The 19357-nt window shown below is 62.9% G+C and carries 17 protein-coding genes; 9 read left to right on the top strand and 8 right to left on the bottom strand.

Annotated features, from left to right (window positions below; genetic code table 11):
* Positions 1-217: 217 nt before the first annotated feature.
* Positions 218-1753 carry a magnesium-protoporphyrin IX monomethyl ester anaerobic oxidative cyclase gene (gene bchE / locus HNQ60_RS14000; protein ID WP_184332787.1) on the top strand — a complete coding sequence of 512 codons (1536 nt, stop codon included), beginning with the start codon at positions 218-220 and terminating at the stop codon, positions 1751-1753.
* 128 nt (positions 1754-1881) lie between these two features.
* Here the strand turns inward: bchE and HNQ60_RS13995 are convergent, their stop codons facing one another.
* Genes HNQ60_RS13995 through HNQ60_RS13985 form a run of 3 tightly spaced genes read right to left on the bottom strand, consistent with a single transcriptional unit; the run spans position 1882 to position 3256 of the window.
* Positions 1882-2265: a hypothetical protein gene (locus tag HNQ60_RS13995; protein ID WP_184332785.1), complete on the bottom strand. Its 384-nt coding sequence runs from the start codon at positions 2263-2265 to the stop codon at positions 1882-1884.
* The gene (locus HNQ60_RS13990) at positions 2262-2585 is read right to left on the bottom strand and encodes a heavy-metal-associated domain-containing protein (RefSeq protein ID WP_184332783.1); all 324 of its coding nucleotides are present in this window, start codon (positions 2583-2585) and stop codon (positions 2262-2264) included. The genes HNQ60_RS13995 and HNQ60_RS13990 overlap by 4 nt, the downstream gene beginning before the upstream one ends.
* Before the next feature lie 8 nt (positions 2586-2593).
* On the bottom strand, positions 2594-3256 hold the full coding sequence (locus HNQ60_RS13985; protein WP_246433585.1) for a hypothetical protein: 663 nt from the start codon (positions 3254-3256) through the stop codon (positions 2594-2596).
* 545 nt (positions 3257-3801) lie between these two features.
* On the opposite strand from HNQ60_RS13985, the gene HNQ60_RS13980 reads away from it, so the two are divergent.
* From HNQ60_RS13980 to HNQ60_RS13965, 4 genes are all read left to right on the top strand, one after another.
* Positions 3802-4620, top strand: a complete 819-nt coding sequence (locus tag HNQ60_RS13980; RefSeq protein WP_184332781.1) for an SDR family oxidoreductase — start codon at positions 3802-3804, stop codon at positions 4618-4620.
* 359 nt (positions 4621-4979) lie between these two features.
* The gene (locus tag HNQ60_RS13975; RefSeq protein WP_184332778.1) at positions 4980-5774 is read left to right on the top strand and encodes an SDR family oxidoreductase; all 795 of its coding nucleotides are present in this window, start codon (positions 4980-4982) and stop codon (positions 5772-5774) included.
* An 85-nt stretch (positions 5775-5859) separates the two neighbouring features.
* Positions 5860-6498 (top strand): glutathione S-transferase family protein, encoded by a 639-nt coding sequence (locus HNQ60_RS13970; protein ID WP_184332776.1) that lies wholly within the window; start codon positions 5860-5862, stop codon positions 6496-6498.
* A gap of 10 nt (positions 6499-6508) precedes the next feature.
* Complete coding sequence (locus HNQ60_RS13965) at positions 6509-7771, top strand: cytochrome b (protein WP_184332774.1); 1263 nt, start codon at positions 6509-6511, stop codon at positions 7769-7771.
* 6 nt (positions 7772-7777) lie between these two features.
* Here the strand turns inward: HNQ60_RS13965 and HNQ60_RS13960 are convergent, their stop codons facing one another.
* Positions 7778-8671, bottom strand: coding sequence for a LysR family transcriptional regulator ArgP (locus tag HNQ60_RS13960; protein WP_184332772.1), 894 nt, complete (start codon positions 8669-8671; stop codon positions 7778-7780).
* A gap of 74 nt (positions 8672-8745) precedes the next feature.
* Between HNQ60_RS13960 and HNQ60_RS13955 the strand changes: the two genes are divergently transcribed.
* Positions 8746-9360, top strand: a complete 615-nt coding sequence (locus HNQ60_RS13955) for a LysE/ArgO family amino acid transporter (protein ID WP_184332770.1) — start codon at positions 8746-8748, stop codon at positions 9358-9360.
* Here the strand turns inward: HNQ60_RS13955 and HNQ60_RS13950 are convergent.
* From HNQ60_RS13950 to HNQ60_RS13940, 3 genes are read right to left on the bottom strand one after another with little or no spacing between them, the layout of a single operon-like run.
* Positions 9357-10289 carry an SDR family NAD(P)-dependent oxidoreductase gene (locus tag HNQ60_RS13950; protein ID WP_184332768.1) on the bottom strand — a complete coding sequence of 311 codons (933 nt, stop codon included), beginning with the start codon at positions 10287-10289 and terminating at the stop codon, positions 9357-9359. The two genes, HNQ60_RS13955 and HNQ60_RS13950, sit on opposite strands and share 4 nt — an antisense overlap.
* A 54-nt stretch (positions 10290-10343) precedes the next feature.
* Entirely contained in the window at positions 10344-11480 is a 1137-nt protein-coding gene (locus tag HNQ60_RS13945) for a metallophosphoesterase (RefSeq protein ID WP_184332766.1), read from the bottom strand.
* 56 nt (positions 11481-11536) lie between these two features.
* The gene (locus HNQ60_RS13940) at positions 11537-13057 is read right to left on the bottom strand and encodes a lipopolysaccharide biosynthesis protein (protein WP_221304200.1); all 1521 of its coding nucleotides are present in this window, start codon (positions 13055-13057) and stop codon (positions 11537-11539) included.
* A gap of 260 nt (positions 13058-13317) precedes the next feature.
* Between HNQ60_RS13940 and HNQ60_RS13935 the strand changes: the two genes are divergently transcribed.
* Positions 13318-13881, top strand: coding sequence for a hypothetical protein (locus tag HNQ60_RS13935; RefSeq protein WP_184332764.1), 564 nt, complete (start codon positions 13318-13320; stop codon positions 13879-13881).
* 133 nt (positions 13882-14014) lie between these two features.
* Here HNQ60_RS13935 and HNQ60_RS13930 read toward each other — a convergent pair whose 3' ends face one another.
* The gene (locus HNQ60_RS13930; RefSeq protein ID WP_184332762.1) at positions 14015-17461 is read right to left on the bottom strand and encodes a S41 family peptidase; all 3447 of its coding nucleotides are present in this window, start codon (positions 17459-17461) and stop codon (positions 14015-14017) included.
* 263 nt (positions 17462-17724) lie between these two features.
* On the opposite strand from HNQ60_RS13930, the gene HNQ60_RS13925 reads away from it, so the two are divergent.
* Positions 17725-18081: a YciI family protein gene (locus HNQ60_RS13925; protein ID WP_184332760.1), complete on the top strand. Its 357-nt coding sequence runs from the start codon at positions 17725-17727 to the stop codon at positions 18079-18081.
* On the top strand, positions 18081-19298 hold the full coding sequence (locus tag HNQ60_RS13920; RefSeq protein WP_184332758.1) for an RNA polymerase sigma factor: 1218 nt from the start codon (positions 18081-18083) through the stop codon (positions 19296-19298). The genes HNQ60_RS13925 and HNQ60_RS13920 overlap by 1 nt, the downstream gene beginning before the upstream one ends.
* Positions 19299-19357: the final 59 nt, after the last annotated feature.

Raw genomic sequence — 19357 nt, 5'->3', positions numbered from 1 at the left:
GATTTCAAGATGCACTGCAGGGTGTGCAAGGACACTACGTACTTCGGGCAAGGCAGCGGTGTGATCGGCGCCTGCGCATCCTCGACCTGAATGGCGTTAGCGCTCGCACCGACACTGTTGTTCGTGCACGATTCATCACAATCCATCACCCGTAGTTCATTGCCCGCAGCTCGTGGCTTGATGACCATGTCCGCACCGCCCTACCGCGCATGCAGACATGAACATCACGCTCATCAATCCGCCGCACACAGCCATCGGCAGTCGCATTCCTAAGGAGCATCTGCCGCCGCTCGGACTCCTGAGCGTCGGGGGGCCGCTCATCGATGCGGGATTCACGGTACGGCTGATCGATGCGGAGTTTGGTCCGCTGCCGCTGACCGAGATCGCGCGCCAGGTGCAACTGCTCGAGACGAAAGTCGTCATGATCGGTCACTCGGGTTCGAGCACGGCTCATCCGACAGTCGTCGAACTGTGCCGGCTGCTCAAACTCGCCATGCCGCATCTCACGATCGTCTACGGCGGCGTTCACCCGACGTATCACTGGGACGAAATCCTGCGCGAATGCGCGCATGTCGACATTGTGGTGCGCGGTGAAGGTGAAGAGACGGCGTTGCGCCTGATGCACTCGCTCGCGAGTGGCGCTGATCTTTCGCTTACGAACGGCATTGCGTTCCGGAAGGATGGTGACGCGGTCGCAACACCGCCGGCCGCAATGATTCGCGACCTCGACGCTTATCGTATCGGCTGGGAGCTCGTCGAGCTCACGCGCTACTCCTACTGGGGCGGCAAGCGCGCTGTCGTCGTGCAGTTCTCACGAGGCTGCCCGTATCTGTGCAGCTACTGCGGACAGCGTGGCTTCTGGACTCAGTGGCGACATCGCGATCCGGTGAAGCTCGCCCGCGAGCTGGCGTGGCTCCACCGCAAACATGGCGTCGAGTTGATCAACTTCGCCGATGAGCTGCCGACCGGATCCCGCAAGGCGTGGAAGGAATTTCTCGAGGCGCTGATCGCCGAACGCGTGCCGCTGCTGCTCGTAGGCTCGACTCGCGCAAGCGACATCGTCCGGGACCGTGACATCCTGCACCTCTACAAGCGCGCCGGTGTCATCCGCTTCCTGCTGGGTATCGAGAGCTACGACGACGAAACGATTCGAAGGATCCGCAAAGGAGCGTCAACCTCCGAGGACCAGCGCGCGATCCGCCTGCTGCGAGCGCACGGCATCATCTCGATGGCGACGTACGTGGTCGGCTTCAACGAGGAATCGGATCGCGACTATTGGAAGTCGTATCGCCACCTGCTCCACTACGATCCCGACCAGGTGCAGTTGCTCTATGCGACACCGCATCGCTGGACGCCGTTCTATGCGACCGTCCTGGACCGCGAAGTACTGCAATACGATCTGCGGCGCTGGGACTACAAACATCAGGTCCTCAGTGCGCGAGGCGTACCCTCATGGCGGGTGTTCTTATGGTTCAAGACCATCGAGGTCCTGATGCAGGCACGTCCGAAAGTCCTGGCCCGCATGCTGTTCCATCACGATGCCGACTACCGCCATGCGATGCGCTGGTACACGCGTATCGGCAGGCGCGTGTGGTTCCACGAGGTGCTCGAGTTCCTGTTCAGCGTGAGACCGCTGCGCATCGGGCCGACGCTGCGTCAGTTCATGGGCGAGACGCTCGTCGAGCGGGAATACGCACTGGCGAAACGGCGCGCCAGCGAGCGGAGCCGTTCGACCCTCACTCCAGTTCCGTAGCACTCGAGGACGGTCAGGGGATGACGATGGCCGCATTGACGTTCGTGGCGCTGAGCGTCCTTTCCTGTCTCTCGGCACACTCGAAACCGGCACAGTCCCCTGGCATCAGAGAATCCGCAGGACACTCATCAGCCGGAAACCAGCGGAACGATCCACAAAAAACCCGCACCGATGGAGTAAGCCACGACCGCGGACCAGAACAACGCGGAGCTGATACGCCGAAGCCTGATACACGCCTTCGCGGCCACAGGATCAGTGGGGCACGGGAGATACGCCGCACGTCGCAGCATCAGTCCGCTGGCCAACAGCATTCCACCGGCGATCGCAAAGACCATGATCTTGTGCTCGCTGAGCCAGATGAGCTGTGGCACCGCCGAAACCAGCCCGACCAGCACTGCTCCGGCGCCCAGCGACACCATCACCGCCGGCAGAACGCAGCAAACAAGCGTCGCTGAACTGGCCAGCAGCGCAGCGGCCGATGCGCCGACAGCGCCTTTCAACGTGACGCTCATTTCCCTTCCTTGAGGACGGTGCGAAGCTCGTTCACGGAGCGGTGCGTCCGCTCGATCGCCTTGACGTCATAGCCGGCATTGGTGAGCGCCTTGCGCAGGTCTGTGTCCGGGATGTCCGTACCCTCGCGAGTGACAACGGCAACGAGCCGGTTCTCGAGACTGACCAGCACATCGGCGGTTGCCGGATTCTTGCGCAGTGTCTTCTCGATTCCCTGCGCGCAGAAGCCGCAGACCAGCCCGTTCACCGTCATTTCGATAGTGTCGGAGTAGGCGCTGGTGGCGATCAGCGCGAACACGATCAGCAGTTTGGATGACTTCATATCGGTCCCTAGAAATTGAACATGAGCATGGCCTGGAGCTTGCCTTCGCGCGTTGCGCCGGCCTCCAGCCATGCGCTGTGTTTGAACAGTCGCAGCAGGGCCGCCCATTCGGTGCCTTCGAACAGATCGCCGGTGTACTCCCGGCCCTGAATCACGAACCACACGGCGAGCGTCTCGTAGTCGTGCTCGTAGGGGGCGATACCGAGTTGCAGCGTGTCGATGCGATGACTGAATGCACTCGCGTCGTAGTAGTCCGTGCGCAGCGATGCGTAGACGCGACGTGTTTCGTAGTCGATCTGCCCGCCCGCATTCCACGTGAACTCGTCGTCGCCGGTCTCGCCGATGTGCGCCCGCCCGGCGCCGCCCCAGACAAACACGTTGGCCTGCGCCGCTTCGAAGTTCCAGCGCTTGGGCAGGTAGTTGAGCCGCAGGTAAGTGATGTCACGCGCGTCGTCATTCTCCGCGCTGTTCAGCGAAAGATGGCCGCCACCGAGCGAGTAACGGAAAGTCGGCGCGTAGAACGCCTGGACCTCCGTCATCGTGCCCGCACCGTATTCCGCCATGACGGTCGTGCCATCAGCGAAGGCAATGGGCTTGGCAACCGCGCTTGCGCAGGCGGCGCCGATCATGAGCGTCATCGGCACGGCGATGCGCCCAGGAAGATTCTTCATGGGTAACTCCAAGAGGTAACGAAACGCACGGCAACGCGAGTGCCGCGAGGGTTACGAGCTCGGAATCACGCGATAGGTGGAGGGACCAGTGGGACGTAGCTGGGGCCAGCCGATACCCGCTGACTGAAAGCGGTGTCCGTGCTGTAGCTGGCGACGCGAACAGGCATCGGCACGATCATGGGCGCCTGAGACACCGAGCACTGGACTGTGCAACTCATCCCCGCCGCTGAGCCTTCGGGGCAACAGGGGCAATCCTTCTGCGGCGCATCATGCCCCGCACAATGCTGCTCCTGACCGCCATCAATGATCACATCGCCGCCAACGGCCACGACGCCCTGGAAGACCAGAGCGACGAAAACCAGCAGATTTAGAAGGTGGCGACGCATGACTTGACCGAGTGTAGATCGGGACGCGCTGCGGGAACAACCCAACCGTTGCTGCAGCCCTCGTCCAAATGACCGCAGACGCGAACAAGAGCCGCGGCACGGCATGGCCGAAGCTGTTCCCCACGGGAGCTCACCGACAGCTCCATAGCGGAGCCTCTCATGCGAATCGTAGTCATTGGCGGCAGCGGCGTCGTAGGAACGCAGCTCGTCGACAATCTGCGCCGTCGTGGCCACGACGTTGTCGCGGCTTCACGGCGCACCGGCGTGAACACTCTCACGGGTGACGGTCTCGTCGAAACACTTGCGGGCGCGAAAGTTCTGGTCGACGTGACCAACTCGCCCTCCTTCGAGGATGCGAAAGCCCTGGAGTTCTTCGGCACCTCGACTCGCAACCTGCTCGCGGCAGCCGAAGCCGCTCATGTAAAGCACTGCATTGCGCTTTCGATCGTCGGGACCGATCGATTGCTCGAAAGCGGTTACTTCCGCGCGAAGATGGCGCAGGAGGATCTCGTCTCGGCCTCGCCGATTCCGCACACGATCCTGCGCTCGACGCAGTTCTTCGAGTTCCTGCCCCGGATCGCCGAGCCTGACGAGAGCGCAAGCGCGGTTCGGGTATCGCCCGCTCTCGTCCAGCCACTGGCTTCAGGTGAAACAGCCGCGGCCCTCGCCGACATCGCAACCGCGGCGCCGCGCAACGGCATGATCGAGTTTGCCGGCCCGCAACTGCTGCGGCTTGACGAAGTCGTACGGCGCGTCATGCAGGCCCAGCAGGACCCGCGCGAAGTCATCGCGGATCGGAGCGCTCGCTACTTCGGTGCGCCGCTGGGTGAAGACACACTGATTCCGGATGAGGGCGCGATCATCGGTGTGGGCGGCTTCGATGAGTGGCTGGAGTCCGCGCTCGATCCGAAACTTCATCGTGCGCTCCCGCGTCGTTCAGTGCAGGAGCAAGGGAACCGCACCGGACCGTTGTACTGAGCATTCGTTCATTGCCCGCCGTCGCAACGAAGAAGACGGGGCGTCAGTTCGTCGAGGGGCTGTTCCGGAAGGCGCATTTTCCACCCGTTCATGCGCAATTCCACCGCAAGGTGCCGGACAGCTACACGATGACGCGATGGAGGGGCAAGCCATCTGTCACTCCCGCGAAAGCGGGAGTCCATGCCTTTGATGCAGATGCACTCCCGCTTTCGCGGGAATGACGGCGCCGCGAGCGAAAACACGTTTCATCCAAGTTGCCGCCGCCTTCATCAAGAGATCCGCCGCCTGCCTCCGCAACATAGCGTCACAGGAGCACATGCGTGACTCCGGATCCGTCGACAGCAACGCAGGAGTAGGACATGAAAATCGTCGTCATTGGTGGCAGCGGCCTCATCGGTTCCAGGCTCGTGAGCATTCTTCGCAGCAAAGGTCATGAGGTGCTCGCCGCGTCTCCTGATTCCGGCGTCAACACGATCACCGGCGAAGGACTGGACGCGGCGCTCGCCGGTGCGCAGGTGGTCGTCGACGTCGCCAACTCACCCTCGTTCGAAGACGAAGCCGTGAGAAAGTTCTTCGAGACGTCGGGAACGAATCTTCTCGCCGCCGAAGCACGCGCCGGCGTCGGCCATCACGTTGCGCTGTCGATCGTCGGCACCGATCGGGTCAGCGACAGCGGCTATCTGCGCGCGAAGCTGGTCCAGGAGAATCTGATCAAGAGCTCGGGTGTCCCCTACTCGATCCTGCGTTCGACGCAGTTCTTCGAGTTCATCGGCCGCATCGCCCAGGCCGCTACCGACGGCAAGAGCGTTCGCGTTTCAGGCGCACTGTTCCAGCCGATCCTCTCTGCGGATGTCGTCTCGGCGCTCGCCGACATCACGGTCGGCAAGCCGATCATGGGCACTGTCGAAGTCGGCGGACCGGAACGCTATCGAATCGACGAGCTCGTGCGACGCGTTCTGAAGGCGAACGGCGATGAGCGCGAAGTGATCACGGATGCTCATGCACCCTACTTCGGTGCCGAGCTCAACGACGAGAGCCTCGTTACCGGCCCCGGTGCACGCATTGGCGCGAAGCGCTTCGAAGACTGGCTGCAGGAGGCAGGATCGCAGCGGCCGGCGGCCAAGGCACCGACACAGCCTTCCGCACGCCACTGATCGCAGCAACAACTTCCGCAGGAGGCCGGCTCCGGATATCGGCAAGCGCCGCCCCGGAGCCAGCCGTTTCGATTGGGAGATCGACATGAGGCTCTACTACTTCCCTGGTTCCTGTTCGCTGGCCGATCACATCGTGCTCGAGTGGATCGGTGTGCCTTACGAGGCCGTCAAGATCGATCACGACAGCATCAGATCGCCCCGCTATCTCGCACTCAATCCGGCCGGCACCGTGCCGCTGCTCGTCGATGGCGACTTCATGCTTACGCAGAACGTCGCGATTCTCTGCTATCTCGCCGAGCGCTATCCCGCCGCTCGACTGTTCGGCGACGGCTCGCCGCGGGGCCGCGCGGAAGTCATGCGGTGGCTCGGGTTGCTCAACTCCGATCTTCACCCCGCGTTCAAGCCCATCTTCGTCCCGCACCGGTTCCTGGCCGATCCCGCACGGGCTACCGAGATCGCGGACACAGCGCGCCAGAACGTGCGCAAGTATCTCGGCATCCTCGACACACAGCTCGAGAAGCGCGAATGGATCACCGGCGAACGCTCGGTCGCTGACCCGTACTTGCTGGTCATGCTCCGCTGGGCAACGCGGCTGCACATCGATCTCGACGGATTCGGCAATCTGAGCCGCTTCATGGAGACCCAACTGCTCGACGTGAGCGTCAGGCGGGCGATTCTCGACGAGGAAGGTCGCGTTCTCGAATCCGCGCGAGCGACCGCCTGAAGTCATCATCATGAGCGCCGCGCCACAAGACGCACCGGTATCGCGACGCTCGTTCGGTGCGTCGCTCCTCGCGTGGATCGATGCCCGATTCCCGCTGACGAGCACGTTCAAGAAGCACGCGAGCGAGTACTACGCGCCGAAGAACTTCAACGTGTGGTACTACTTCGGCGCGATGGCACTCGTCGCGCTCATCCTGCAGCTGGTCACCGGCCTCTTCCTCGCGATGCACTACAAGCCGTCCGCTGCGGAGGCTTTCGCATCGGTCGAGTACATCATGCGTGACGTGGAATGGGGCTGGCTGATCCGCTACCTGCATTCGACGGGTGCGTCCGCATTCTTCGTCGTCGTGTACCTGCACATGTTCCGGAGCCTTCTGTACGGCTCGTACAGGAACCCTCGAGAGCTCGTGTGGATTCTCGGCATGCTGATCTGCCTGTGCCTGATGGCCGAAGCGTTCTTCGGTTACCTGCTGCCGTGGGGAAACATGTCTTACTGGGGTGCGCAGGTCATCGTGTCACTCTTCGGCGCGATTCCGGGCATCGGCGAATCACTCGTCGAATGGATCCGCGGCGACTACTACATTTCCGACAGCACGCTGAACCGGTTCTTCGCGCTGCACGTCGTGGCGCTGCCTCTGGCACTCGTCTTCCTGGTGATCGTGCACATCCTCGCCCTGCACGAGGTGGGTTCGAACAATCCGGATGGCATCGAGATCGACGACGTCAAAGATACGGCCGGCCATCCCGCGGACGGCATTCCGTTCCATCCCTACTACACCGTGAAGGACCTGGTCAGCGTGATCGCCTTCATCGCAGTCCTGGCGGCCGTCGTGTTCTTCGCGCCGGGGATGGGCGGCTACTTCCTCGAGTCCGCGAACTTCGAACCGGCCGATCCATTGCGAACACCCGAGCACATCGCGCCCGTGTGGTACTTCACTCCTTTCTACGCCATCCTGCGCGCCGTGCCGGACAAGCTCCTGGGCGTGTTGCTGATGGGCGCCGCGGTGGTCGCATTTCTATTCCTGCCCTGGCTCGACCGCTCGAAGGTGAAGTCGATCCGTTACCGCGGCTGGCTATATCGGGGATTCCTGATCGCATTCGCAACCAGCTTCCTCGCACTGGGCTATCTCGGATTGCAACCAGCGACCCCTGCCGCCACCAACGCGGCGCGCGTGTTCGCCGTGGTTTACTTCTCTTTCTTCGTCCTGATGCCGTGGTACTCGCGAGTCGATCGGACCAGTGCAATACCGACTCGCACCACATCCGCATTGTGAGCGCGGCTACAGGAGTACGGCCCGCGCCGCTGTACTGACCGCGCGAGTGAGTCGCTCCAGCGTCGGTACCTGCAGGCGCGTGTGCTGCCAGTACAGCGGCACATCGAGCGGACTGTCAGCGATCAACTCGATCAACGTGCCCGCTCTCAGATGCGGCTGAATCAGCGGTTCCGGGTTCATGCTCCAGCCGATCCCGGCGAGACTGGCATCGAGGAAGGCCTGCGTCGACGGCAGCCAGTGCGCCGGCGTCGCGACGTCATTGCCGAGCCGGGTGCGAATCCATGTCGCCTGCATCTGGTCCTTGTGATTGAAGCGCAGCGAGGGCGTCACACCGAGGCTCTCGGCTGTCACACCATCGGGGAAGTAGCGCTGGACGAAGTCGGGGCTCGCGACAGCCCGATAGCGCAACTTCCCGAGCTCCACACTCTTGCAGCCTTGCACGGATTGCGCGTGCGACGTAATGGCTGCGAGCACCTGGCCGTTCTTCAATCCATCGATCGTGTGCTCTTCGTCGTCGACGACGACGTCGAGCAGCGCCGCCTCTTCCCGGGTGAACGTCGCCATCGCCGCCAGGAACCAGCTCCCGAGCGAGTCGGCGTTCACCCCGATCCGCAATGTGATTCGATCGCCCGCCGAAGCTGGAACGAGTTGTGGCAGCGAATCGCGCAGCTCGCTTTCCAGCATGCCGACACGCTCTACGTGGCGGCAAATGAGATTGCCGGCCGCGGTCGCCGTGCAGGGCTGGCCGCGAACGATGAGCACGCTGCCGACGCGCTCCTCGAGCAGCTTGATTCGTTGTGAGATCGCGGACGATGTGACGTTGAGCAGCCGCGCAGCCCGTTCGAAGCTGCCTTCCTGTACAACGGCCGCCACCGCGGCGAGCGACGCATAGTCCAGCATGGGATTAGTTCCGCTTCAGCAGGAACAGAGAGTCTAACTGGACCGAAGCGAACGCGGCCACGAGACTGCGCGCCATGAACACCGCATTCATGACCGGCCTGGTGCTCAGCACCACACTCATCATTGCCATAGGCGCCCAGAACGCTTTCGTCCTGCGACAGGGGCTGCGGCGGGAGCACGTCGTCCCCATCGTTGCATTCTGTATCGTCGCCGATTTCATGTTGATCGCGGCCGGCGTCGCGGGCCTGTCGACGATACTCGGCGACGCACCGATGCTCACAACGATACTCACATTCGGGGGCGTGGTGTTTCTGGCTGCCTACGGTATCCGTGCGCTGAGGAATGCGCTGCAGCCCCGATCAATGGCCGCTAACGGATCAGGCAGCCAGATCTCGCTGCGCTCCGCGCTCGCCCAGGCAGCAGGCTTTACGTTCCTGAATCCCCACGTCTATCTGGACACGATCCTGCTCGTCGGATCGATCGGCGCACGACAGCCGGCGGAGTTGCGCGGCTGGTTCATCGGCGGCGCTGCTGTTGCCAGTGCCGGCTGGTTCTCCGCGCTGGGATTCGGTGCGCGACTGCTCGTGCCGCTGTTCGCCCGGCCGATGGCGTGGCGCATTCTGGATGCCTTGGTGGGATTGACGATGTTGACGCTGGCCGCACTTCTGGTGCGCCAGGTTCTCGCCTAGCTGCGCAGATATCCGCGCGCCAGTTGCTCCGAAACGGTCCACAGACGCGATGCCATCGCGGCATCCGTCTGATACTCGCCCTGCGGTGCTGGCGCGCAATCCTTGAAATACTCGCCCGTGATTCCCTTCACTGCCGGATGTGCAGCGACGTAGCATTGCGTCGCCGCACCTTGCGCTGGCGACTTGCGATAGTTCGCGGTGCTGGAATCCGTGTATCGGAGAATGTCCGTGCGGGTCGGTCCAGGTGTCACGCAATTGGATGTCGCACGCGTCGACTTCAATCGACGGGACAGCTCCAGCGAGAACAGGCCGTTCGCAAGCTTTGAATGCGCATAGCCACGCTTGAACCAGCCGTCACCCGAAAGCGCATCGAACTGAATGCCGCCGGGCGGCGCATCGCGATGGTTGCCGCTGCCCACGACAACGACGCGGCCTTCGGGCGAGTCCACCACGCGATCCTGCAGCTGGTTCACCAGAATGAAATGGCCGAGGTGGTTCACGACGAACTGTTTCTCGAGCCCTCTGACCTGTTCGTGGCTGTCGAGCACTATGCCTGCGTTGCAGATCAGGATGTCGATCGGCACGTCCATGCGACGCACCTGTCCGGCGCACGCAACGACGGAGCCGAAATCAGTGAGCTCGAGCACTACGGGAATCGCTTTCCCGCTGACGCTGCGACAGGCCTCGGCCGCCTTGTCCTTCGTACGCGCTGTGCCAATCACTGTAGCGCCGCGCAGCGCGAGAACACGCAGGGTTTCGTAACCGATCCCTGTGTTGCAGCCGGTGACGAGCGCGGTCCTGCCCTTCAGATTCAAGCCTGCTGTGACCTCATCGGCCGTCGAGTCGGGACCAAATGCGGAAGCCGCCGCAGCGGATGGCAGTGCGAGAGATGCAAGAGCGGCTTTGGAGAACTGTCGGCGCGTAATCATGCACGCATGGTAGCCGACGAAGATCTGCGATTGACAGCTATGCGCTCCAGCGCGTCACGCCGCCACGAGCCTGATCCGCGTGATCTCCGACGGCGCACCGAATCGTTTCGGCGGGCCCCAGTAGCCTGTGCCGCGGCTTACGTAGACCCATAGCTGTCCGAGCCGATGCAGTCCTGCGGTGAACGGTTGCTGCAGCGGCACGAAAAGATTCCATGGCCAGAACTGACCGCCGTGCGTGTGACCTGAGAGCTGCAAATCGAAACCGGCGGATGCCGCAGCCGGCGCGGAACGCGGTTGATGCGCCAGCAAGATCTTGACTGCATCGAGCGGCGCGCCGTGCAACGCCGCTGACGGATCGCTGCGACTCTGCGGTTCGAAATGATGCGCGGTGTAGTCAGTCACTCCCGCCAGTACCAGCGATGCTTCGTCCCGAGCGAGCACGACATGCTCATTTATGAGGACTGTGAGCCCGAGCTTGCGCAGCTCCTGTGTCCAGGCGCGCGCACCCGAGTAGTACTCATGATTGCCCGTAACGAAGTACACGCCGTGCTTCGCCGTGAGTTGTGACAGCGGCTGAACATCGGCAGCGAGTTGCTGCACGCTGCCATCAACGAGATCGCCCGTGATGGCAATGACGTCGGCGTTGAGTCCATTCGCCGCTTCGACGATCGCGTTCACGTAGCCGCGCTTGATGGTTGGGCCGACGTGAACGTCGCTGATCTGCACAATCGAGAACCCATGCAACTGTGCCGGAAGCTTCGCGATCGGGACGTCGATCTCGACGACGCGGGCGCGCCGTCTCGCATTGAAGAAGCCGATCAGCGTTACGAGAATGGCCAGTACGACGACGCCTGCGGCTGAGGGCCGGACCATCGCTGCTGCCTGCGCGGTCGACACGAGCGCGGCCACCAGCAGCGCGATGTCGCGCAGCAACGTGAGCACGAACAGCGAAGAGAAGAAGCCCATCATCAGGAGGCCCGCCCATGCGATTCGATCCGCGAGCGAGCGTGACTCGAGCGGCCGCGTCATCATCGACGCGGGCATCAGCAGGCAGGACGCGATCAGGACGACTACTCCGATCGTCCATCCGAACCCATTGAGCCCCAGGTCTGGGAGCAATCGGGCACCAATGTAGAAGTGCAGCAGCACGAGCAGCGCTGATGCGATCAGGAAGGAACGGCTTACGCGCACAGGGGTTCGCAGGTTGCGAGGGAGATCGTGGGATTATCGGGGCGCATCGCCCCCTTTCAATTGGGGGCCACCGAACCCTTCGCTGCCTTGGACGATCGGGCGATCGCCATCGTCCGGAACACGGCCTTCACGGACCCGCGGAAATGAGGGCTCACGAGATACAGCAGGCCGAATGCCACAATCATCACGCCAGCTCCGGCGGCAATGGCAGCAATCCCCGAGAGGTGCAGCAACCAGGGCACGACACCCGCCGCGAGACCGCAAAAGCCATAGCCGACCAGCAGCAGCAACGTATCGGTGAACAGCCTCCTCACCGGCGAACCGGTACCGCGCAGCCATGCGAGCGCGGCCAGCCAGGTCAATCCCAATCCGATGACCTGCGCGATTGCCACACCCATCACGCCCCAATTGGCACCGACGATGATGCCGGCGATCAGCAGCGGCTTGCTGATTGCGGTGAAGCGGAAATGCGTGCCGGTCAGCCCTTTCGAGAGAAACACCCAGTACGTCGCATTGGTGGCTGCCTGAAACATGCCCCCGATGCAGAGCAACTGGAACAGCGCCGCCATCGGCATCCATCGTTCGCCGAGGATGACATCGACGAGCGCATGCGCCTGGGCGCACGCGAATGCCAGGATCGCGAAGATCGCGTGCAGCAATGCCGCCTGCCCCGCCAGCAGAAAATCATCGTAACGCTTCGGATCGTCTCGCAGCCGCGACAGGATCGGCAGCGCCACCGTCCCGGCCGGCGAAGTGATCTGATAGAGCGGCAGCATCACCAGCTGATAGGCGCGGTTGTAGAACCCCAGCGCATTCGCACCGAACCGCTCGCCGATCACCATGCTGTCCACGTTGCGGCTGAAGTAGACGATGACTTGCGACAGCATCAGGTTCCAGCCATAGCGCAGGAACTCGCCCATTCCGGCGCAGCGCCGCGGCAGTCCCGGCATCCATCGGCCCGCGAGCAGGAAGAAGATCAGCATCGACAGCGCGAACCCGATTTGCTGCCCCACGAGCGCCCAGTAGCCGAAGCCCTTGAGCGCCATGACCACTCCGATCGCAAGCCCGGTCGCCTGGCCGGAAACGGTACAGATCGCGAGCCGCCCAAAGCGCATGTCCCGATTCAACTGCGCACGATACTGGGTCGCGATGCCGTTCAGGACGAACGTGATCGCCAGCGCCTGCGTCATCGGCGACAGCGCCGGTGTGTGATAGAAGGCTGCGATCAGCGGCGCGCAAAGAACCGTCGCCAGACTCAGTCCCAGGCCGATCCCGGTATTGATCCAGAACAGATTCGTTCGCTGCTGGTGCGTCACGCTCGCCGCCTGCACTGTTGCTGACGACAAGCCGAACTCGCGCAGTACTTCTCCAACGCCGATGACGGCCAGCACCATCGCGAGCATGCCGTAGTCTTTGGGCGACAGCAGGCGCGCAAGGACGATGAGCCCGCCGACCTGGATCGCGATAGTGAGGAACTGACCGCCCATGGTCAGCACCGCGCCGCGACGCGCAATGGAACTCAGACCCTTCGCGGGTTCCGGCTTGGCGGCCTCGGGCGGCCCGTCCGTCTGCATCATGCCGTCTGCGTCATGATTGTTGCGTTACGCTCTTCGATCCCATCCCATTGCAAGGGAATCACATCTCGTGCCAGCTCGAAATCCCGGCTCGAGTTCATTGGCTGCCTTGTCCGGGCACGACCCCGGATAACGACGGACCTAAGTCTTTCGTTCCATGCGGCACGAAGATAGCAAGCAAAACGCGCCCCACGGACTGTTTTCCTTCCGCGTCGCTTGAGGCATTCTTCGTCGAAACGACAACAGCGATGTGAGCGGGCACGATGCTGAAGGACTTCCTGAAACAAGGGGTGCGGATCGAGGGACTCTTCGACCTCATCAGCAGGGGGCAGGATGCCTTCGACGGCAGCTGGACGTTCGAGCATCACCTGACTTCACCGAACCTCATCAAGTTCTTCGGCGACACGAGCGGCGCCAATCCCGTCCGGATCCTCCCGTACAAGCGCGGCCAGAACGCGAACACGCCAATGGCCGGCGACGAAGTCATCAGCGGCGAATTCAGCGGCTGCATCATGGGCATCTACAAGGACCAGGGCATCGCCATGGTCAATCACGTCGACACGGAGAAGGACGGCTTCGGCCAGATGCCGCAGAAGCAAGCTTGGGAAGCCCTGAAAAGGCGCGGCGACATCGAGCTCTTCAACGAGTCCTCAACCGCGGGCCTCATTCCGAAACTCATCTCGGGCATGACCGACAAGAAGCTGCTCAAGCAAGGCGCCGGCATCTCGATCCTCTGCATCGCCTCGCCGACGAAGTACTACAGCATCACGCGGGTGGCGGTGTTCCGAGATCAGGCGCACATATATAAGGTGCTGAAGGTGGTGTGAGGCAAGAAGCCGGCTAGCTGTTAGCCGGCTAGCCAGCTAGCCAGAACAGGAAGGCCGCATGCGGCGCCTGCAGTCCGTCATCCCGCGAACGCGGGGATCCATCCGTTCACATCCTCCGAATCTGGCTAGCTGGCTAACGGCTAGCTGGCTTCAGCTTCGGATACTCCGGCGCCGCGGGCACCGTCCTCGGATCGCGCTGAATTTCTCCGAGCAGATACTTCACCGCCTCCTCCAGCTGCGCATCGCCACCGTTGAACGTCGCGTGCGGCAGATTGTCGACGACGATGTCAGGGTCGACGCCGTGCTGCTCGATGAGCCATTTGCGTTCCGGTCCGTAGACACCCGCGCCGGGCGCACGGGCGAAACCGTTGTCCGTAAGACGATTGTCCGACCCCAGCCAGATCTCGCCGCCCCAGGTGCGGGTACCGATCACCTTGCCGATGCCGAGGCGGCGGAAGCCTTCCGCGAAGGCTTCGCCATCCGAACCGGTCTGCTCATCGACGAGCACGACGGCGTGGCCGCCGAACGCGTATTGCATGTTCGAGTAGGGCTGCCCTGCTCTCGTCTGCCAGTACATCCAGGGCTTTCGCAGTAATCGCGCGAGGATGAAGCTGTCGATGTTGCCGCCGCGATTGTGTCGCGCGTCGACGATGAGGCCGGGCCGGTTGAACACAGGATAGAAGTTGCGGAACCACGACGTGATGTCCGAAGCCGTCATCGCACGCAGATGCACGTAGCCGATCCGGTTCTCCGACAACGAATCGGTACGCTGGCGCCGGGTCAGCTCCCAATCGCTGTAGCGCAGGGACGCTTCGTCCGTGGCCGGATATACGACGATGTCCCGTGCCTTCCCTGTCGCCTTCGACTTCAGGCGCAGCAGCACTTGCTGCTCGACCTGGTTGCGCATCAACGCGTTCGGATGGCTGACCGCAAGCACGTTCACGCCGTTGATCATCGTGATGACATCGCCGACCGACACGCCCAGCTCGGGATCGGCAAGCGGTGAACGCTCATCCGGATAGTCCGGATCGGCCTGGTAAATGTGATCGATGCGATAACCGCCGGCGCGGCGATCCAGCAGGAGCCGGGCACCGAGCGTCGGCACCTTGATGTCGTCGTTGCCGCGGCGCATGTCACCGCCACGAACCGACGTATGCAGCGCGGACAACTCGCCGACTGCAAGGCCGATCACATCCGACAATTCGTCGCGCGTGGTGACGCGATCGACGAGCGGAAGATATTTGTCGCGCACCGCATTCCAGTCGACGCCATGCATGCCCGGGTCGTAGAAGTAGTCGCGCTCCATCCGCCATGCATCGATGAACATCTGGCGCCAGTCCTCACGCACGTCGATCGCATAGTTCCACGACGTCAGACGCAGCTTCGACTTGTCCAGCTCCGACGGCGCCTTGGTGCCCGCTTCGACGACGTAGAGATCGTCGTTCTTGCGCAGCAGGATCTTCTTCCCGTCGCGCGAGAGCTCGTACGACAAGACATCCTCGACGAACTTCTCGGCCTCGGGATCATCGTTCGTGATCTCGAGCACCATGAGCTTTGCCTTGGCCTCGGCACCGACATCGCGCGACATCCAGTAGATCGCTTTGTCGCTGACGGACAGCCGGAAATAGTCGCCGGCGGGTGCCGGTACTTCGTAGATACGTTGCGCGAGACCCTCGTAGTCGATGCGCACGATCGCCGGCGCTGACGACTTCGACTTTTCTTCCTTGTCGTCCTTCGAGCTCTTCTTGCCGGTGCGCGGCTTCTCGCTCTGCGCCGCCTGGGCCGTCACAGGCGCGGGCGGATCCAGCTGCTCTGGTGGGAGCTGTGGCGGGAGCTCGACCGGTTCCGCCGGTTCAGGAGGCTGAGGTTCATCGGCAGGCTCTTCCTCGACCTCTTCGCGCTCCTTGTCGTCATCCTCTTCGGTCTTTTCCTGCACTGCCGGATGCAGCTCATCCGCCGGCTTGAAGGGCGAGCGCAGTCCCTTGCGAAGCGCGACCTGATAGAGCTTGTCGGGTCGATCGAAGAACGGCTCCGGCGCACGCGGGCCCCACGGGCTCTGCACGACCGAGTTCAGGCTGCGATCGGACAGGAAGTAGACCCACTTGCCATCGGGGCTGAACGCCGCATCGTGACTGTTCGCGCGATCGCTCGTGAGCGCCGTGTGCGTACGCCTGGCGACGTCGTAGAGAAGGATCTGCAGGAACGAGTTGGCCGCGGCCTGATTGATCGCGACGTGCCGGCTGTCCGGCGACCACGCGAATCCGAAGATGCCTTCCTGATTGGTGGAAATGCGTGTCGTCGAGCGCGACGCGATACTGAGCAGCCACGCTTCATTGTTGTTGTCGGCGAACGCGATCCACTTGCCATCGGGTGATGGCACCCCTTCGAATCGCAGCACCTTGCCATCGCGACTCAAGGGGCGGTCCGCGCCGACCCCATTCGCCGGCATCTGGACGAACTCCATCTCGCCGCTGGCGTCGGACAATCCGACGAGTGACTTGCCGTCCGGCATGAACACGGCATCGCGATAGCGCACGCCCGGCTTGCGGGAAACCTGCACGAATCGGCCGTCACGGACCGGGGCGACGAATACGCGGCCGCGAGCAGTCAGCACGACCGCTTCGCCGTCGGGCCGCAGATGCATCGCAGTCAGGTTCTCGATCGGCTTGGTCACCCACTTCTCGCGCAGCTGATCGAGATCGGACGCAAGCGTGATGGGGACCTTGCGCTTCGCGTTCGCGGCGATGTCGTGGATCCAGATGTCGGCACCGACGACATAGGCAACCCGGCCTGCGTTCAACGAGGCATAGCGCACATCCCAGCCGTTGTGGTCCGTATGGCGCTGCAGGTCGCTGCCGCTCTCATCCATCGACCAGAGATTCATCGTGCGATTGCGATCGGTCACGAAATAGACACGACCGTTCCACCACATCGGAGTATGGCTCTCGCCCGCGTAGTCGCGCGTCAGTTTCTCGGCTTCGGCCGCGCCATCGCGGAATTTCCAGATCTGCCGGGCCGTGCCGCCGGTGTACCAGCGGGTGACGTTGTTGTGGAACGCCGGCCGCACGAAGTACAGCGTCTTGCCGTTCGCGTCGAACGACCCCTCGCTTGCCTGGCTCAACGGAATGCGGCGCTTCTCCGCCGTGGACAGGTCGATTGCCACGAGCTGCGGATCAGGCAGCGTCGCGTAGTGCTGCGTCGCATAGACGAGCTCGCCCGTCGGAGTAAACGTCGTTGCAATGGCGGACTCGCCCTCGAAAGTCCGGCGTACTGGCAACCCGCCTGCGAGCGGCATCGTGTAGACCTCAGCCGGCCCTTCGTAGCGAGCTGTGAATGCGAGCGTGCGTCCGTCCGGTGATATGACCGGATGCGTCTCCTCCGCGAGATGCGTCGTCAGTCGTCGTGCGACACCGCCAGTGACTGGCACAGTCCACAGGTCGCCCTCCGCGGCGAACACCAGCGTGTCGCCGTGAAGAACCGGATCACGGTAGTAACCCTCGATACCGCCGCTCGGGCTGGCCGAATGAGAGAGAACCGGACAGCCGATCAGGAGAGCGAACAGAGCAAGCGTGACTCTCATGCGCAGGTTTGCCTTGTTATGGAAGCCGAGAGGCCGAGTGTCACACAGACACCGCCGGCGCGGAACGTGGTCCGGGACGTCGTCCCCTCTTTGGTCAGTGTCGATTCGACGGAAGGCCGCTCCGGCACGATGGGACGAGATCGCGGCCCGCAATTTCTTTGTCCGCTGCCGCGTGCTACATGTCGATTCGCCGGTTCGCCGTTCGTATAGGGTCGGAACCGGCTGTTGCCGGTCATCCCGTCAACGCATTTCAGGAGCGGACCATGAAACAGTACCTGATCAGCCTCTACCAGCCCGACGGCCCCGGCCGCCCCGACCCAGAAGCACTGGGCAGGATCATGCGGGACGTATACGCGATTCGGGACGAGCTCAAGGCGCAGGGCGCATGGGTGTTCGCGGGCGGATTGCATGACGCCAGCACAGCGACGGTCGTTCGCGTGCGCAACGGCGAAACGCTGATCACCGACGGTCCGTTCGCCGAAGGCAAGGAGCACATCGGCGGCTTCACCATCCTGCGGGCACCCGATCTCGACGCCGCACTCGAATGGGGCCGGCGCTATGCCGCGGCGACGACACTTCCGGTTGAAGTCCGCCCGTTCCGGGAGGAAGGGCCGAGCTGATGCCCACGGCCACCAACGCACAGATCGAGCAGATCTTTCGCGAACATTACGGCCGCGCCGTTGCCGTACTCACGAGGTCATTCGGCTCGATCGATGCCGCTGAGGAAGCGGTGCAGGATGCGTTTTCCACTGCACTGGAGCGCTGGCCCGCTACAGGACTGCCGCCCAGCCCCGCTGGCTGGATCATCACGACGGCGCGCAATCGGGCCATCGATCGCGCACGTCGTGAAGCATCGCGTGCCGATCGCCATCTTGCAGCGACGCTTCTGGACACTCCCGATGTCGAGTCGCAGGAGCACGCCGTGCGCGACGATCACTTGCGATTGATCTTCACGTGCTGTCATCCGGCCCTGGCGACGAGTGCGCAGATCGCGCTGACTCTGCGTCTGCTGGGAGGACTGACGACTGCCGAGATCGCGCGCGCCTTCCTTGTACCTGAAGCCACGATGGCGCAACGGATCGTTCGGGCTAAGGGCAAGATCCGCGACGCCGGCATCCCCTATCGCATCCCGCCTGAAGATCAGCTCCCGCTGCGTCTTCGCGCAGTGCGCGCGACGCTCTATCTGATCTTCAACGAAGGCCATTCCGCCAGCGAAACATCACAGCTGATCCGCACGGAGTTGTGCGACGAAGCGATCCGGCTGGCGCGTTTGCTCGCATTATTGATGCCGGACGACGCTGAGTCCTGGGGACTGCTTGCGTTGCTGCTGCTGATTGATGCACGCCGCGCCTCTCGTGTTGGCGCCGATGGCTGCCTCGTGATTCTGAGCGAGCAGGATCGTTCGTTGTGGGATCGCGTGAAGATCGCGGAGGGACAGACGATCGTTCGCGAATGCCTCGAGGCGAATCAGCCGGGGCCCTATCAGATCCAGGCTGCGATCAATGCCGTTCACAGCGATGCCCTGTTCACGGGCGCCATCGACTGGCCGCAGATTCTCGTGCTCTACAACCAGCTCATCACGTTCGAGCCGACGCCCGTCGTTGCGCTCAATCGCGCAGTGGCGGTCGCGGAAGTCGAAGGGCCAGGTGCCGCGCTGATACTGGTGGATGAGTTACAGCTCGGCGAGTACCGCATGTTCCATGCGATACGGGCGGACCTGCTTCGCCGGCTCGATCGGCGCAGCGAGGCAGTGGCCGCGTATGAAGCAGCGATTGCCCTGACGAAGACCGATGCGGAGCGTGCGTTCCTGCAACGCAGAGCGGCGGAGGTCAAGTAGCCACTCCCGCGCAGGCGGGAGTCCATCCTGGCTACCACGGAATGGATTCCCGCTTTCGC

Source organism: Povalibacter uvarum (assembly GCF_014202975.1).
GTDB classification, from domain to species: Bacteria; Pseudomonadota; Gammaproteobacteria; order Steroidobacterales; family Steroidobacteraceae; genus Steroidobacter; species Steroidobacter uvarum.
Note: the sequence above shows the minus strand (reverse complement) of the source record. Positions and strands in the feature narration are given on the sequence as shown.